14 protein-coding genes are annotated in these 16531 nt (G+C 53.8%); 4 read left to right on the forward strand and 10 right to left on the reverse strand.

Features of this window, described 5'->3' with window-relative positions:
• Positions 1 to 10: 10 nt before the first annotated feature.
• Together H8L32_RS04105 and H8L32_RS04110 are read right to left on the reverse strand one after the other, a co-directional pair.
• Positions 11 to 586, reverse strand: coding sequence for a hypothetical protein (locus H8L32_RS04105; protein WP_186945909.1), 576 nt, complete (start codon positions 584 to 586; stop codon positions 11 to 13).
• A gap of 423 nt (positions 587 to 1009) precedes the next feature.
• Positions 1010 to 2743 (reverse strand): rhamnogalacturonan lyase B N-terminal domain-containing protein, encoded by a 1734-nt coding sequence (locus H8L32_RS04110; protein ID WP_186945910.1) that lies wholly within the window; start codon positions 2741 to 2743, stop codon positions 1010 to 1012.
• Between the two features lie 754 nt (positions 2744 to 3497).
• Between H8L32_RS04110 and H8L32_RS04115 the strand changes: the two genes are divergently transcribed.
• Positions 3498 to 4370, forward strand: coding sequence for a DMT family transporter (locus tag H8L32_RS04115; protein WP_186945911.1), 873 nt, complete (start codon positions 3498 to 3500; stop codon positions 4368 to 4370).
• A gap of 57 nt (positions 4371 to 4427) precedes the next feature.
• Here the strand turns inward: H8L32_RS04115 and H8L32_RS04120 are convergent, their stop codons facing one another.
• Together H8L32_RS04120 and H8L32_RS04125 are read right to left on the reverse strand one after the other, a co-directional pair.
• Positions 4428 to 6440 carry a CocE/NonD family hydrolase gene (locus H8L32_RS04120; protein WP_230412052.1) on the reverse strand — a complete coding sequence of 671 codons (2013 nt, stop codon included), beginning with the start codon at positions 6438 to 6440 and terminating at the stop codon, positions 4428 to 4430.
• 93 nt (positions 6441 to 6533) lie between these two features.
• On the reverse strand, positions 6534 to 7196 hold the full coding sequence (locus tag H8L32_RS04125) for a GGDEF domain-containing protein (RefSeq protein ID WP_186945912.1): 663 nt from the start codon (positions 7194 to 7196) through the stop codon (positions 6534 to 6536).
• A gap of 76 nt (positions 7197 to 7272) precedes the next feature.
• Between H8L32_RS04125 and H8L32_RS04130 the strand changes: the two genes are divergently transcribed.
• The 3 genes from H8L32_RS04130 (at position 7273) to H8L32_RS04140 (ending at position 10897) form a co-directional block, all read left to right on the forward strand.
• Complete coding sequence (locus tag H8L32_RS04130) at positions 7273 to 8190, forward strand: 1-aminocyclopropane-1-carboxylate deaminase/D-cysteine desulfhydrase (RefSeq protein WP_186945913.1); 918 nt, start codon at positions 7273 to 7275, stop codon at positions 8188 to 8190.
• Positions 8191 to 8211: 21 nt separating this feature from the next.
• Positions 8212 to 9030: a substrate-binding periplasmic protein gene (locus H8L32_RS04135; protein ID WP_186945914.1), complete on the forward strand. Its 819-nt coding sequence runs from the start codon at positions 8212 to 8214 to the stop codon at positions 9028 to 9030.
• A 91-nt stretch (positions 9031 to 9121) separates the two neighbouring features.
• A complete protein-coding gene (locus H8L32_RS04140) occupies positions 9122 to 10897 on the forward strand; it encodes an ABC transporter substrate-binding protein (RefSeq protein ID WP_186945915.1) in 1776 nt (591 codons plus the stop codon).
• Between the two features lie 9 nt (positions 10898 to 10906).
• Here H8L32_RS04140 and H8L32_RS04145 read toward each other — a convergent pair whose 3' ends face one another.
• From H8L32_RS04145 to H8L32_RS04170, 6 genes are all read right to left on the reverse strand, one after another.
• On the reverse strand, positions 10907 to 11212 hold the full coding sequence (locus H8L32_RS04145; protein WP_186945916.1) for an NIPSNAP family protein: 306 nt from the start codon (positions 11210 to 11212) through the stop codon (positions 10907 to 10909).
• A gap of 247 nt (positions 11213 to 11459) precedes the next feature.
• Positions 11460 to 12569: an HAF repeat-containing protein gene (locus H8L32_RS04150; protein ID WP_186945917.1), complete on the reverse strand. Its 1110-nt coding sequence runs from the start codon at positions 12567 to 12569 to the stop codon at positions 11460 to 11462.
• A gap of 149 nt (positions 12570 to 12718) precedes the next feature.
• Entirely contained in the window at positions 12719 to 13807 is a 1089-nt protein-coding gene (locus H8L32_RS04155; RefSeq protein ID WP_186945918.1) for a TIGR00266 family protein, read from the reverse strand.
• An 8-nt stretch (positions 13808 to 13815) separates the two neighbouring features.
• The gene (locus H8L32_RS04160; protein ID WP_186945919.1) at positions 13816 to 14502 is read right to left on the reverse strand and encodes a TIGR00266 family protein; all 687 of its coding nucleotides are present in this window, start codon (positions 14500 to 14502) and stop codon (positions 13816 to 13818) included.
• 12 nt (positions 14503 to 14514) lie between these two features.
• Positions 14515 to 15174, reverse strand: coding sequence for a TIGR00266 family protein (locus tag H8L32_RS04165; protein ID WP_186945920.1), 660 nt, complete (start codon positions 15172 to 15174; stop codon positions 14515 to 14517).
• Between the two features lie 21 nt (positions 15175 to 15195).
• Complete coding sequence (locus tag H8L32_RS04170; RefSeq protein WP_186945921.1) at positions 15196 to 16419, reverse strand: M48 family metallopeptidase; 1224 nt, start codon at positions 16417 to 16419, stop codon at positions 15196 to 15198.
• Positions 16420 to 16531 lie beyond the last annotated feature (112 nt).

A 16531-nucleotide genomic window follows, 5' to 3' on the forward strand; every position in this document is an offset into this window, starting at 1 on the left:
GCCGTGGCGCTTATGAGGGTTTGCCTGCGTCTTCTACAATGTCTGTCGTCATGGCTGGTGGGACGGACGGGGTAGTGGTGCGCAAGCTGCGTGACCAGCGCAGCAGGCCGATGGCATAGCTAATGTAATAGGCGGCCAGCATGCCAAACAGGAACAGGGTCAGGTGGCTGCCATAAAAATCACTAGGTGGCGCGCTGAAAGATTGTGTCGTGAAATACAGCGACCCCATGCGCCAGGCAATGCGGCCCAGCAGCAGGACTGACAGGGCAATGCCCAGGTGTGCATTCGGCGTATAGAATTTGCCAGCCGGGCTGTGTTCAAATTTGGTCAGGCGGTGACCATAGATGCCCAGGCCGGTACCGACAGCCAGGCCACCCAGCATGATCAGCACGCTGCCTTCATGATTTATGGCACCGAACATAACCAGAGCGATCAGCAAAGGGAAAATGCATACCGTGATCATTGCACGTATGCCGGAATATCTTTGCCTGCCCACCATGCGCCGGATACGCGACACAATACGCCAGAGAACGAACGCGCCGACGGCAACGCCGATCAGCATGGATGAAGGATTGGCAGTGGTCATGGTGGACTTTCTGTCGCGCTTGCAAATAGAGAGTGAAAGAATAGAGAGTCAAAGAATGGAGAGTGAAAGTTTAACATGTCGGTAAATTTGCCTGTACTAGGGCGTGTTGACATATCTTTTAGGCAAAGCATTTCCCCCATAGCGCGGGCTGGCAAGGCGTGCGGCGCAGTCAGGGCTGGTGCCCCTGACAAGACGCGCAACGCAGTCCAGCACGCGCTATGGGGGAAACCCGGAGGGAATGGGTCCGAAACCTCGTCTGGCGTTGTTGTACGTCGCTCACTTGGATTACCAAGCAGCGCTCCGCACGCCTAGCCAGACAAGGTTTCAAACCCATTTGCTTACCTAAAAGACATGTCAACACGCCCTAAAATGTATCAGGCCAGCGACATCGCGCTGGCCTGAAAGGACTATGCAATGACAGTTTTATTGCAAGAGATCTACCGCATCATATGAATACCCCGGGCTCAGGTAAGTGGTACCGCTGGAGCCGCTGATGGCAGTCAGGGTCAGGGTATTTTCACCCACCACAAATGCTGTGGCAGGAATAGCGAAGCTGTACATCGTGTTATTGCCGCGATAGCTACCGACAGTCAGGGTGCGGCTGGATGGCTGGGTCGATGCTGCCGGGTTGGCAGATACCCAGGCATTCATCTGCGCCTTGGGACGGCCACCTGCATAGGCAGTGGTAATCCCTACCCGTAGCGTATGGGCGGTAATCTGGCTGGCAGTCAGGTTGAACTTGATGGTGTAAGTGCCATTCACTGATTTCCACTGATACGCCGGGAAATCAGTCGCTGCACTGGAACTGCCGATCACAAAGTTACCGGGTACCCATGAACTCATGCGCACGTCCGATGGATGCATGGTAGTGACTTTATCGCCATTCAGGAACTCGGCAGGCGAGCCATCCCAGTCACCGATGCGCCATAGCGCTGCGCTGCTGCTGGGGTCGCCAGCAATGGTAATGGCCCCTGCGTTGTACGTGCTGCCAGCGCTGACGGTTACGGAACGAGTATCTACCGCCAGCTCATTTTTATAGATCTTCATGGTGTAGGTACCAGGGATCATGTTCGGGCTGTTGAATGAACCATCGCTGGTGTTTGCCGTGGCCCAGTACTGTGCCGTGGTATTCGAAAAGCCGACGGTATAGCCATAGTTGGTATCGCGGCCATTGATGGTTGTGCCAGCAACCGCACCGCGGGATGACGCAGGCACGTAACCCGTCATACCCATGTTGGCAAACCAGGACGTATCCAGTGCGCCTGGAGGAGTACCACCCGTGAATACCAGCGTATAGGTATTCAGTATGCCGGGGCGATATGCTTCGGTCTGGTTTTCTCCATAGTTGACGATATAGGTGATTTCCTGGTTGGTGGACGTGATCTGGTTCAGCAGACTGCGGAAGAATGGACCGCCGGAGCCACCTTCATTATTGTCCCTGACCATCCACAGGCCGACGCTGCTGCTGGTACCGCCTATGTAAGACCAGTCTTTCAAGCGCATGTTTGAATAATGCTTCGACCGTGTTTCGCCATTGGCCATGCCGAAGATGTCGCTGGATTCGATGGCGCCGGTGGTGTTGCGCAGATCCGATGGCCCCGGGCCGTTGGGCAGCACTCCTACCGGTACGCGTACGATATACCGTACCAGATTGAGGGTGTCGGGTTCGCTGGTGAAGTAGGTGCCCATGTAGATATGCGGGCTGCCATTCTTTGCCAGGTAATAATGGGTCAGATTGCCAGCCTGCACTGTGATGCGGATGTAGTCGGTATTGATGACATCGGCATTCACCGTCACCGCAGAAACGCCCGTGTACAGATAGTCAAAGCCACTGTTCACTTGTGAACCACGGGACTGGTCCTGGTATTGCACGCCGTTATAGATCAGCGAAGCTATGTCGCCAGCCGATTGCGTGCTGACACCATTGTCCAGACGGCGGATTTTGAACACCAGCCCGGCTCCGGTATCGACGGTATAAAAGTTGGTGTCCGACGTCAGGCCAAAGCTGCTGGCCGGTGGTGCCTGCACAGGCGGAACCGCCGCCGTCAGCGTGCTTCCTGTTTGTGCGCTTTTGCTACCGTCGCTGCCGCCACAGCCTGCCAGCAAGCCAAGCAGTATGCAGCTTAGCCAGAAGCTGCGTAAATTTCCTGTTTTCAATTTTGTCTCCTGTTTTTAATTGGATGAATCTTGTTGTGATTTCTTGTGATCATTTGTGCTTATTTGTGATTGGGTCCCTGAGTCGCTGTGGTGTGTTCTCCTTTATCCATAAAGTAATCAGATTGCAAATGGTCCATGCGACCCACCATGTGTTGCATGGTGAAACGCCGTTCCGAATGAAATGAGTGCCAGTTTTTTTATTGATGACGCATACATGGCAAAGACGCTATAAAGCAAATGGACGCGACCTGCCCCCGGGCATCAGCAAGGTGCCTGATAATCTGAAAAAGTCGGTACAGCCTGATACGTTTGGTCAGTCGCAGGTGATCACAATGATTGCAATGATCAGCTTCAGACTGTGCGTTGCTGGAAAGCGGTTTTGCTTGTGGCGAGATAGCTGGGGCGGTAATGCTTGCGGCGCTACTGCACAAGTCTTAGGACTTACGCAAAATCGCCCCAGCTGCGTTGCAGCTCCTTGCCGTACTATTCGTACTGTCTTCGTCGCTACGCCTTGCTGGGACAATTTTGCGTAAGTCCTATTTTGTAATGAATTCAGTATTATTTTCTGTGTTCAATGTGTCAATTCAATACGGCAACAGAAGAGGTAAATATTGCAATAAATCATTTTTTTGAGCGATGCAAATTGCTCGCGTATTCTGCTGCGTTGCACCAGGTTTCCTGCCATGTCCGAAAGCTGCCAGCAACTTTTCTCACAGTTTGTTAAGCTGCTTGCCTGATTGTTATGGAGTGGCTTATGCGCAGTGCTGATTTATTACGTTTGATTTCCCTGGCGGCTATCTGGGGCGCGTCTTTCCTGTTCATGCGGGTGTTGGCTCCCGTGGTCGGGGTATTGTGGAGTGCCGAAGTCAGGGTTGGCCTGGCCGGTGCCGCTTTGCTTGCCATGATGGTGATTACCGGCAGGGCGATGAATTTCCGTAGCAACTGGAAATCTTTCCTGATACTGGGAACGATCAATTCGGCCCTGCCTTTTGCGCTGTATTCCTATGCGGCGCTCAGTATTCCCGCCGGGTATTCGGCGATCGTGAATGCCACCAGTCCTTTATGGGGGGCGCTGATGGGGGCCGCGTTTTTAGGCGAACAATTGACCCTGCGCAAGATGGCGGGCATGGCGATAGGGGTACTGGGCGTCGCCTTCCTGGTGCGTCTGGGGCCAGTGGAATTCAATAGCAAGCTGGTGCTGGCTGTCATGGCCTGTGTCGGGGCGACACTTTGTTATTCCATCGTCGGCATTTATACCAAGAAAAAACTCAGCGGCATGACCGCCATGCAAATGGCCACTGGTTCACAGGTAGGGGCGGCATTTGTCTTATTGCCTTTCCTGCCACTGGCACCGGTCAGGGGTGAGATCACGACAACGATAGTCATGGTGGCTATTGCCCTGGCGCTTTTGTGCAGCGCGGTTGCCTACCTGATTTATTTCCGCCTGATGGCGGACCTGGGACCAACCAAGGCGCTGACGGTGACTTTCCTGATCCCGCTGTTTGCCTTGCTGTGGGGTTATCTGTTTTTGCAGGAAAGCATCACGCTCAATACAGCGATAGGTTGTGCGGGCGTGGTACTAGCAACCTGGCTGGTGGTGTTTCAGCCAGCAAAAAAGCTACAGTAAAGTTTCATCCTGATTGGAAATGCCGGTCATGCCTGCCAGGGGCATGACCGGCATTTTTTATTGATCCAGCGCTGGCAAGACTTTCACATGCAGGGCGCTAGGCTGGCTGCTGCTGTGATACACCTTGTGCGTGGCCTTGATGAAGTCGCTGTCTTTGGCTTCATAAATATTCGGCACAAAGCTTTGCGGGTTGCGGTCTATGAAGGGGAACCAGCTGGACTGCACCTGCACCATGATGCGGTGCCCACGCTGGAAGGTGTGGAACACATCATTGATACCAAACTTCACCTTGGTGACCTGATTTGGTATCAGCGGTTTTGCGGTCTCGAAACCATCGCGGAAACGGGCGCGGAAAGGTTCGCCCCTGACCAGGGTTTGCTGATTGCCACGATTGGTCTGTGGATCGGTTTCCAGATTGGGTGGGTTGACGTCGATGAGCTTGACCACAAAGTCGGCATCCGTACCGGTGACGCTGACAAACAGGTCCGCAGTCAAGGGGCCAGCCAGAGTCACGTCTTTTTCCAGTACTTCGCTTTGCCAGGTCAGCACATCGGGACGACGGGTGGCAAAACGCTGGTCGGCGGCCACGTATTGATTGCTCCAGCGCGTGCCTATCTCGGTGGTATAGGGCACTGGTTTGGCCGGGTCACTGATGTATTCGTCAAACTGTGCATCCTGATTGGCGGGGGCCTTGAAGCTGAGTTTGCCATCGGCCTGGAAATACAGTGCCTGGTCCTTGCTGTCTTTCGGTGGCCACTGCTCAAACCCGCGCCAGCGATTGGCACCGGTTTCAAACATCCAGGCTTCGGGCAATGCCGGTTTGTCGCCGGTTTTCAGATAGTGTTTGAAAAACGCCAGTTCTATGGGCTGATAGGTTTCCACGGTGCGGTAACCAAAATTTGCATCACCCACTTTGTCACCATCACTTCGGAACCAGCCGCCATGTGTCCAGGGACCGATGACCAGCGTGTTTTGTATGCCGGGATTCTGTTTTTCTATGGACTTGTAGGTGTTCAGCGGGCCATACAGATCTTCAGTGTCATACCAGCCGCCCACGGTCAGCACGGCTGCCTTGATGTTTTTCAGATGCGGCAAAATATTCCTGCTTTGCCAGAAATGGTCATAATTGGGATGGGCCGTGATCTCATTCCAGAATGGAATACCATTTTTGAAATAGCGTGTATTCGCATTCGCGACCGAACCCAGATCAAGGAAGAACTGATAACCGTCCGGTGTGCCGAAGTTGAAATTCTTCCAGCCTGCGCTGGCGACAGGCTGTGGTCGTGGCTGACCAAAGCTGTAGAAAAAGCCAAATGCCATTTGCAGGTTGAAGGCACCGTTTCTATGCATGTCGTCACCCCGGAACCAGTCCGCAATCGGGGCCTGCGGTGACACTGCCTTCAGGGCCGGGTGGCTGTCTATGGCCCCTGCTGAAGTGTAGAAACCGGGGTAAGAATTACCCCATTGCCCGACCTTGCCATTATTGTTGGGCAAATGCTTGATCATCCATTCTATGCTGTCGTAGGTATCTGAACTTTCATCGATATCGCTGACAGTTTTTTTCTGGTCTATGTGCGGACGCATATTGACGAATTCACCTTCCGACATATAGGTGCCACGTACGTCCTGGTAGGCAAAGATGAAGCCGTCTTTTTCATACTCGGCAGTCGGACCCAGCTGGGTCTTGTACTGGTCTGCGCCGTAGGGGGCAACCGAATACGGGGTGCGGTTCAGCAGGATGGGATAGCGTTTGTTGCCATTGGCATCATTCGGTACATACACAACGGTGAACAGCAGCTTGCCGTCGCGCATGGGGATACGGTATTCAAACTTGGCGTAATTCTTGCGGATATAGTCCGCACGCTGTTTGATCTGGTCTGCTTTGTCGTCGGCCAGACTGGTTGCCGTTGCCACACTGACGACACTGGTGGCAGCGGTCGTGGCGGCCAGCACAGGAGCAGCCATGCCGCCCAGCATGGCACTCAGTAGGGTACTTAGCAACAGGGGTACTAATAATGGCGAGACTAAGGCTTGCCTGGGCCGTATGCCCTGCAAATCAGACTGGTTCATGGTTTTCCCTGGAATTATAAGTTTATGAATAGCTTGGTGCGTTTTTACGCGAACAAGTTCCCTATTCAATGGCTAACAGGTCTTAAACGGGACTTAATTGTCCGCATTGGGATCGTAATCTGGCAGGGGAGGCTCAATTTCTGAAATCTGGTTGGCACCCAGGGTACGGGCAGTCACCAGGGCAGAACCGACCCGTTTCAGCATGCTTTCCGCTGTGTCTTTGTGGGCATTGGTTGTCAGGCCGGTAGAAAAACTGACTTTCAGCCCCGGTGCAATGCTTTCCCAATCTACCTGTTCGACACGCAGCTTCAGGCGGGCTATGGCTTTGCGGCTGGCTTCCAGCCAGGTGGTTGGCATGACGATGGCAAATTCATTGGCAGCGACGCGACCAAAAGAATCCAGGGTACGCAACATGGTCAGTGCTTCTTTCGACACTCTTTGCAATACCAGCTTTGCCACGGCCTGACCATGTTGTTCGAGTATCTGTTCCAGTCCGTCTATGGCAATGGATGCCAGCGTGAAAGTATGCCCGGTACGGAAGGAACGGGCCAGTTCATTGTCCAGCATCGCCATCAGTGACCTGCGATTCAAAGCGCCAGTCAGATGGTCGTGTCTGGCCATGCTGTCAAGTTGGGTCAATACCGTTTCCAGCGCAGGCAGCAAGTTGGCTTGCTGGCCTTCGTTCCGGATTTGTTTGATCAATTGATCCAGTTGCTGTCGTGCATTCAGTAAAATCTGCGTATTTTCCGTCGGCATGTCCTCTCCAGCGATGATGGTTGGCGCCAGGCGCTACAATGGCACTTTACCATTGACCGCTGTATCTCTGCCAAGAATGTTGCCCCCAAACCAAGTCTCCCCCTGCCAGCGTGTGGAAAGCAGGCATTTCCCCGGCATGGATTTATGGATCAAGCGCGATGACCTGTTGCATCCCCAGGTGTCGGGCAACAAGTTCCGCAAACTCAAATATCCTTTGCAGGCGGTGCAGGGCAGGGCTGTGCACATTGTGTCCATGGGCGGTATCTGGTCCAATCATTTGCATGCGCTGGCCCATGCCTGCGCGCTTGCCGGTATGTCCGGTATGCCCGGCATGACTGCGACAGCGCTGGTGCGCGGGGCAGAGGGCATGCAAAGTGCCATGCTGGATGATATCCGCGAGTTGGGCATGCAGGTAAAATTTGTGACACGCGAGGCTTACCGGCAGTTGCGCAGCGAGCCGGATGCCTGGCGCCAGTATCTGGTCCCGGATGGGCGGGAAGCCCTGTGGCTGCCGGAAGGTGGCAGCAGTGCGCTGGCCTTGCGTGGTGTGGCGGAACTGGTGGCAGAGTTGCCCTTCATCCCCACGCACACGATACTGGCCTGCGGCACCGGCGCCACCCTGGCCGGGGTGCTGGCGGGCCTGGCCGGTCGTTCACAGGTGATGGGTGTGGCGGCTATCAGCAATGCGGGTTATCTTAAGGATGAAATTGCCCGGCTGCTGGCCGAAGCTGCTTATCCAGATTATAAAAATTATCAATTGTTGACGGATTCGCATCTTGGTGGCTACGCTCGCGTCACACCGGAACTGATGGCATTTTGCGCCGATTTCGAAAAAGAAACCGGCATCCCGCTGGAGCCTGTCTATACCGGGAAAATGCTGTTTGCACTGCGCCAGTTGTGGCATGATGGCTATCTGGCGGCAGATGCCAGCGTGCTTGCAATACATACCGGTGGCTTGCAGGGACGGCGTGGATTCGCCCCAATGCCAGCATGAATGCCTGGAGGCAAAATAAGGATGGGACAACAGCGGCAGTATCAGCCAGTCATCACCAGACCCGATGGCAAACGCCATTTGCGTCTGGTGGGCGCGCTGCTGTTTTTTTGCCTGGGCAGCCTGTCTGTTGTCTGCCAGGCGCATGATGCCCAGTTGCGGATTGCCATCTATGAAAATCTGGATTATCCGCTCAACATCTTCGACAAGAATCATCAACTGACTGGCGGCTTGCAAAAGGAATTTACTGACCTGCTTGCAAAAAAAATATCAGCACACGCCAGTTATGTTGCCTATTCGCGACGCCGTATCGAAAATGCCGTGATACAGGGTGAGGCTGACCTGATGTGCTATTCCAGTCCGGGCTGGTTTGATGTGCCGAAAGAAGTCAGTTGGTCCCTGCCGACTTTCCCCCAGGTGGAAAGAGTGGTGGTGATGGCAGACAAACCCGGCCTGGAAAATTTCCCTCAGCAACTTGAAGGCAAAAAGCTGGCCGTGCAACTGGGCTACCATTATCCGCAGATAGGCACGCAACTGACGGAAGGCAAAATCAGGCGCGTGGACCTGACGGATGTACCGGGCATGTTCCGCATGCTGCATCTGGGCGGGGCGGATGCCATGATCAGTTCGGACAGTGAAATCGAAGGGTATTTTAAAAATTACCCTGACAAGCGTGCTTTGTACAAGGTATCAAAAACTGCGTTTTCCATCGTGCATACCCAGTGCGCCCTGTCACACAAGTCTGGCTGGAAGATAGAGCAGATCAATGCCGCCATCCAGAGCATGCTGGACAATGGTGATCTGGACAAGATCATGCGCCGTTACGGGCTTTCATCGCGCTAGCGTTTGGAATTAGGCCGCCACTCAGATTAAGTTTGAAATTGCCCTGCCATTAGCGTTATCCTGCTGCCTTTACCATTTTCTTCCATAGACGATGAAATCATCCCTGAGTGCCGTGTTGACTGCATTGGTCTGTAGCCTGCCCCTGAGCTTGCCGGCAATGGCGGCAGCCGATCCGAATAAAGTCCTGCATCTGTCGTTTGAAGCTGCCGATGATGGCTTTGATGCCATGCGCACCAATAGCGCCTATTCCAACTGGGTGTCCGATGCCATTTTTGAGGGCCTGGTGACCTATGATTATCTGGCACGTCCAGCCAGACTGGTGCCCAACACCATCGTCGCCATGCCCGACATCAGTGATGATGGAAAAACCATGACTTTCCGGCTGAAGAAGGGGATTTATTTCTCACCTGACCCCGCCTTCAAAGGCCAGCGCAGGGAATTGCTGGCCAGTGATTATGCCTATACCTTCAAACGCCTTGTGGACCCGAACAATCGCTCCACGCAGGCGAGTATTCTGGAAGGCAAGATCATCGGTCTGGATGAGCTGGTAACCGCAGCCAAAAAAAACGGCAAGTTCGACTATGACAAGCCAGTTGCCGGGCTGGAAACACCTGACCCGTATACCCTGATCATTCGTTTGAAAGCACAAGACCTTGGCCTGATTTACTACCTTGCCAAACCCATGGGGGGCGCTGTGGCGCGTGAAGTGGTTGAACATTATGGCGAAGCAGTCAACCAGCACCCGGTAGGCACCGGTGCTTATATGCTCAAGCAGTATGTACCGCGCAGTAAAATCATTCTGGAAGCGAATCCCGAATACCGTGGTTTCGTCTGGGACTTTCAGGGTACCGGCAGTGACTGGGATAAACAGATCATCAAGGACATGAAGGGCAAGCAGATGCCGCAGGTCGGGCGGGTGGAGATTGCCATCATAGAAGAAGAGCAGTCACGCTGGCTGGCCTTTGATTCTGGTCAGCTGGACTTTGAAATGCTGGTACCGGCAGCATCCGTCAAATTGCTGGATCAGGGCAAACTGAAGCCGGAATATGAAGCCAAGGGCCTGCGGCTGTATCGTACGGTAGACCCCGGCATTACCCGCACCTTCTTCAATTTCCAGGACCCGACTGTGGGCGGCTATACCAAGGAAAAAATTGCCTTGCGACGTGCTATTGCCCTGTCCTTCAACCATCAGGAAGAAATTGACCAGGTCTGGTTCGGGCAAGCCATCAAAGCCAAATCCATGGTGCCGCCTGACGTGGCAGGGCATGACAGCACCTATCGCAACAGCAATGCCTACGATCCCAATCTGGCCAACAAGCTGCTGGATAAATTCGGCTACAAACGTGGTGCTGATGGCTTTCGCAGCATGCCCGATGGTTCGCCACTGAAATTGCGCATTCATTCGGCCCCCAAGACCAAGGACTATGCCCGCATGGAAGTCTGGAAGCGTTCGCTGGACAAGATAGGCATACGCGCTGAATTTCCGGTAGCCGGTTTTGCCGACAACCTGAAATCAGCTTACCAGTGCAAGCTCATGATGTTTGGCATGGGATACATCGCTGACATCCCGGACGGCATGGACTTCATGGAACTGTATTACGGCAAGAATGCCTACCGCGGCAATCATGGCTGCTATAAATCAGCAGCCTTTGATGCCGCCTATGAAAAGGCCCGCATGATGCCGAACGGCCCGGAACGTCAGAAAGTCTTCAACACCATGGAAAGACTGCTGGAAGCCGATACCGTACACAGCCTGGAACTGTGGCGCGTCCGTAACTGGTTGATACAGCCCTGGGTCAAGGGCTATAAGACGCATCCCATCATGCGCGGTGACTGGCGTTTTCTGGATGTGGAAAAGAGCAAGTAAGTCCTCGGGCTATTCAAACACGGGTTTGAAAAAGCTGCGTTCATAGCTGACGATGCACTTGGTTTCTTCGGCAAACTTGAACGCAGCCTGGCATTCTGCATCGGCCGCCATCTGTATGCGGTACTGTTCATACGTCGCTAAACTAGGGAAGCTGAACAGCGCCAGCGCAACATTATTCGCACCCTCAGAAGGCAGGAAATAACCATGATGCTGGCCACCAAATTTGGTGACCAGTGGTATCCAGAGTTTGCCGTAATGTTCAAACTCTTTCAGTTTGGCGGGGTCGATGATGTAGCGGATGTAGCAGGTGATCATGGTTGGCTTTGCAAGGTGGGAGATATGGCATCTTAGAACCTGTTCACGATCTTACTGCGCAGGCGTGATCGGGGCTCATGCGCTGCTCAAAATGCTCATGTACTAAAGTACATTCCGCTTTTTGCGCTGCTCTTCACCCCGCTGACGCCCGCTCGCTACAGATCGTGAACAGGTTCTTACACGTCCTGCGTTTGCCTGCCAGGTTAGGGTGGCAGGCAAATGCTAGCTCTGGCAGGCATGGATCGGGTCAGGCCCCGAAAAACAGCCTGCTTTCGAAAAACAAACCCTTCAGGCGTTTGCGGAATATGGCCAGGCCAAGGGCTAGCAACACCACCAGTACATTGAAACCGAGTATCTTGGTACCGCCCAGATCAACAAAAGGGATGGCGTTCGAAGGCATGGTGGCAGCATACAGGCCGCGATCGTAACTGGCGCCTATCACCTGCCCGGTGTTGTTGATGGCATTGGTCAGGTACAGGCTTTTGCCGGCAGGGTGCAGTACCATCTTGTTGTCGCGCCAGACGAAGGATAAACGCATATCCAGCGTATCGACCACACCGACCACATGGCCTTCATTATTGATGCCGGTGGCGAAACTGTCGCCAAAACCTATCTTGTCGCCCAGATCCACCATTTTGCTGCCGTCATGCACAAAGGCATGCCAGCGCCGGTCTTTGGTTTCCGATGCGCCGACCACCACACCCTTGTCATTGATGGCCGTCGCTGAACTGTAACGACCTCCTATAGTGCCAAGATCCACCATGCCCCTGGCGCTGTCATAGAAGAAAGCGTGACGTGAGCCATCGGCTATCATTGCCGTGCCGGTTACCTGCCCCAGGTTATTGATGCCGCTGGCATAGCTGACCTTGCCGCCCAGGGTGCCCAGGTCTTTCAATGCTTCGCCGGGTGTGTACAGGAAAGCATGCCAGTCACGGTTGGGGGTATCGGCAAAACCGACTGCCAGACCGGCATTATTGATTGCAGCACCATAGCTGCTGGGGCCACCCAGCGTGCCCAGCTCTTGCGTGCCATGGTCGCGGCTGCGGATGAATGCGCGCCAGGACTGGTCTTTTTTTGAAGAACCGACCACCTCGCCCTTGTCATTGATGCGCTTGGCTTCACTCTCGGTTTCGCCTGGCAGTTCAAGCTTGATCAGCTTGCCGTTTTCAAAAAACACGGCATGCGGCGTGCCATCTTTTTCCTTGATGACGGCAGCAACCTGGCCTGCCGCATTCATGTCATAGGCGATGGATTCACCATACTGCTTACGTTCTATACCCAGAGAATGACTCGTCGCGGCAGCTTCGCCACCAATTAGGGCCAATAGCAACAAACCACTACGCAATGCATGAGGCATACGAGCATCCTTTCAAAAGGAGTTTTGTGCGGGAGAATTAGCTGATGAATATACAGATGTATTGCTTGATGATAAAGATAAATTATGGCTTCTGTCGTTATCGGCCATCGCGCAGCGTTTCTGATGCGCGACGGGCCGTTACGTCCGTCCTATTCCTTCGCCGGACGGTACTGGCGTGCCCAGCTGGCAAAGGCGCCAACGCTGCGGGTTTGTATCCACAACTTGCCTTCACCCTTGAAGCGGCAGACAAAGCCTTCGCCGGAGAAGAACAGGGATTTGTAGCCGCCGACTTTGCTGATGCTGTATTCCAGTCCATCGGTAAAGGCGACGATGTTGCCGGTGTCGACGACATAGCCATCCTTGACGTCGATTTCTATGATGGCACCGTAGCTGTTGAGCCACAGGTCACCTTCGCCGGAAGCACGGATCAGGAACAGGCTTTCGCCAGAAAAGAAACCCTTGGTAAAGCCTTGCCACTTGGTTTCTATGGTGATGCCCGGGGTGCTGGCGACAAAGGCACCGCTTTGCAGGTACAGGGTTTCGCCCCGCAGGTAACGGTGGACCAGGTCACCGGGCGTGGCAGGGGCAATACCGATTTCGCCTGGCCCATTTTCAGCAGTGAATTCATTGAGGAACAGGTTTTCGCCCGACAGCATGCGCGAGATGCCGCCTTTCATCTTTGTTTTCATGACCAGGTTGGTGTCCATGGTGGCCATGGCACTGGCTTCGACTTTCAATGTTTTTCCGGCGGGTACGTCAACAGTCAGGAAACCGAAATCCGGCCTGCCATCGATTTTAAATTTCAGGCCATCAAACGTGACAGCAGCGGCTGGTTTTGTCGTTTCGATCGCTGTGCGGATGGCGGGCGGATCTTGCTGGGCTATCGCTGGTGCTGGTGGTGTACTTTCGGGCGCGGCTGCTGCCGGTGCGGGCGCAACTGATGCAACTGCCGCAACTGCTACAGATGCCGGAGTGGTATCAGCGGCTGCATTGCCTGCCACGTCTGCCTGATCTTTCAGTATCACTTTCAAACCAGCTTTTTCTATGGTCAGGCGGTATTTTTCTGCGGTGGCCGCATCCAGTCCGCGCTTGATGACGCGCGGTGCCGTGTCGAGTAACTGTTTAGCCTGTTCGCCAGACAGCTTGAACAGTTTTTCTACCGTTGCGCAAGCTTGCTCGAAGCTGATGCCTTCAGCCAGTTCACCGGTGAGGACGATATCTATATTGGTATTGTTCATGGCTGTCCTTATCGTTTGCTGCCTGCCTTGAGATTGGGGCCAAGCAGGCCACCAAAACTGCCTTCATTGTGCGACTGGCACCAGACCGTGCCACGACCAGAGAATTTACACACCATGCCCTCACCACCGAGTATGGATTGCAACCAGCTTTTGCCGGCCTTGGTAATGGAAAATTGCAGGGTTTCGCTGAAAGCCACGATATGGCCGGTATCGACGATGTAATCGCCATCGATTTCTATGGGATAAATGGCACCGAAAGAAGACAGGACCGCCGTTCCCCTGCCTTTCAGCTTGAGCCAGAAAATGCTTTCACCGGACAGTATGGATTTGAAACCCTGCCAGCCCAGATCAACTTCTATACCCTGATCACAGGCGAGGAAAGAACCACCCTGTACGATCAGATTATCGTTGTTCAAGGGCAGTACCAGCATGTCACCTGCCAGGTCGGTACCCAGCCAGACTTCGCCCGGCGTATTCTGTGGTTCAAAGTGATTTAGGAACAGGGATTCACCACCGAGCAAACGCTTGGCTGCCTTCAACAGCGAGCCGCTTTGTTTTTTATGGGTAGTGGTAGTGATTTGCATGTTGCTGCTCATGGCCAGCATGGCACCAGATTCAGCGGTACATACTTCACCAGGACGCAGGCTGACTTTGGCAGCGGTATTGCCAGGCTGACTGACTAATTCTACGTGCATGATCGCGTCCTCTTATAATTTGGGATTAAGCCATCCAGCCAGGCTGGAAATGCTGCGGGTTTGTATGATGATCTTGCCCTTGCCGCTGACACGCGTCACCAGGCCCTCGCCACCAAAGAAACTGGAAAACAGGCCACCCGCCAGTTGCAGGTTCAGGCGCAGGGATGGTTCATACGCCACCAGGTGGCTGGTATCGACGATATATTCGCCATTCACTTCTTTTTCCAGCAGTGCGCCATAGGAACCAAACCAGACCTTGCCGTTACCGCTGACCTTGATACGGAACAAGCCTTCACGCGCGACCCAGGAAGCAAAACCGGCAAAGCCCAGCCCGATCTTTACCCCTTCTTCGCAGGCCAGAAAAGCACCGGGCTGCAGGTAATAGACTTCATCATTCAATTCCCTGCACAGGATTTCACCTGGTGTAGGCTGGACGATGTTGATGCGGCGTGACGCTGAAGTCGCATTCTTGAAACGGCTGATGAACAAGGATTCATCACCCAGATATTTGCGCAGCAGACCCTGGATCAGGCCGCCATTGAAATGTGCCGTCAAATCCAGACTGGCATCCATGCTGGACATGGCATCGGGTTCAGTCAACAGGCTTTCACCCGGTTCGAGTTCGATCTCGACATAGGAAAAAGCATGTCCTCCCTTGATATTTGCTTTCACTGCGACACTCCTTTTGTTTGGTCAGGATGCTGATACTGACGGTTTTTCTGGTGTTGTTTTTGATGGTTCTGCTTCGGATGATTTTGCGACAAATTTTTTGACGGCTTCCTGCAAGTCTCTGAACGCTGCTTCCTGATTCACATATTGTCCCTTGGATTGGCCGATCAGACTACGCAAATTTGTCAGGCGCTTCTCGCTGGCGGGATGGGTGCTGAGCAGGCCCATGGCACGTTTGTAAGCTTCCCTTGCCTGTTTGTTGTCGATTTTTTCCATGGCGGCTTTTTCTTCTGCAATCATGCGTTCAAAAAAACGCGGCAAACCCTCAGGGTTGATCTCTGCGCGCTGTAACAGACGCACGCCTTTTTCATCCGCATCAGTTTCAAATTGACGCGAATATTGCTGGCTTAGCAGCAAGGGGGCTGCACTGCCCACTGTCGCCAGCAAGCCGCTGACATCGCCGAATACGGCACTGGCTACCAGATAAATGCTGGCATTGCTGATGACGCTGCGCATGCCATGCCTTTGTTCGACATGGCTGATCTCATGTGCCAGCACACCCAGCAATTCTTCGGCACTGCCCGCCTTCAGGATCAGGCCAGAGTTGATGGTGACGTACCCACCTGGCAGCGCAAAGGCATTGGTACTGCTGTCATTGGCGATGACGATGGTGTAGCGATAAGGTGAATTTTCCAGGGCCTGCAGCAAGGGTGCAGTCAGCGGCTTGAGCAAAACATCCGCCTCTGCCCTGGGCATATGCTTGTTTTCCAGCGCTTTTTCAGCGGCGACACCAGCACCCAGTTTTTCTTCCCATTGCACCGGGATTTTTTTTGCTGCGTATTCAGAAAAGCTGCCCATTTGCCACAGCATACCCAGTGGTAGTGCGATCAGCAGCAAGCTCAGTCCCAGCAATATGGCCCAGCCCTGCACGCGTTTGCGGCGGGCCACACTTATCTGGCGCGAACATTCAGGGTGGGCGCGCAGAATGGGGTTGTCCAGTATGCCCAGGTCACTGGTGTACAGGACCAGATCAGGGTGACCCAGGTGTTTGATGAAGACCAGTTTATTGGCTGCCCCACCCAGTGTCAGTTCCAGCCGGGTAAATGGCAGAGTACCGACCAGTGATGCCACTTGATAACTGACCCCCAGTTGCGTTAGTTGCAGTTCACCGGTATCACGGCCACCAGGCAGGGATGCATGAAAGGCATGACACGAATAATTGGTGGAGGTAAGCGCAGCTGCGTGCATGAATGGCCTGTGTGATGATAAAAAGAAACTGCATTTTGCCTGACCTTGGCCTGCATGTGATCAACACAGCCAGGATGATGGCTGAATTGTAAATCAGGCCTAGTCGTCTTTT

The organism is Undibacterium hunanense (assembly GCF_014284335.1).
In the GTDB taxonomy this organism is placed as follows: Bacteria; Pseudomonadota; Gammaproteobacteria; order Burkholderiales; family Burkholderiaceae_D; genus Undibacterium; species Undibacterium hunanense.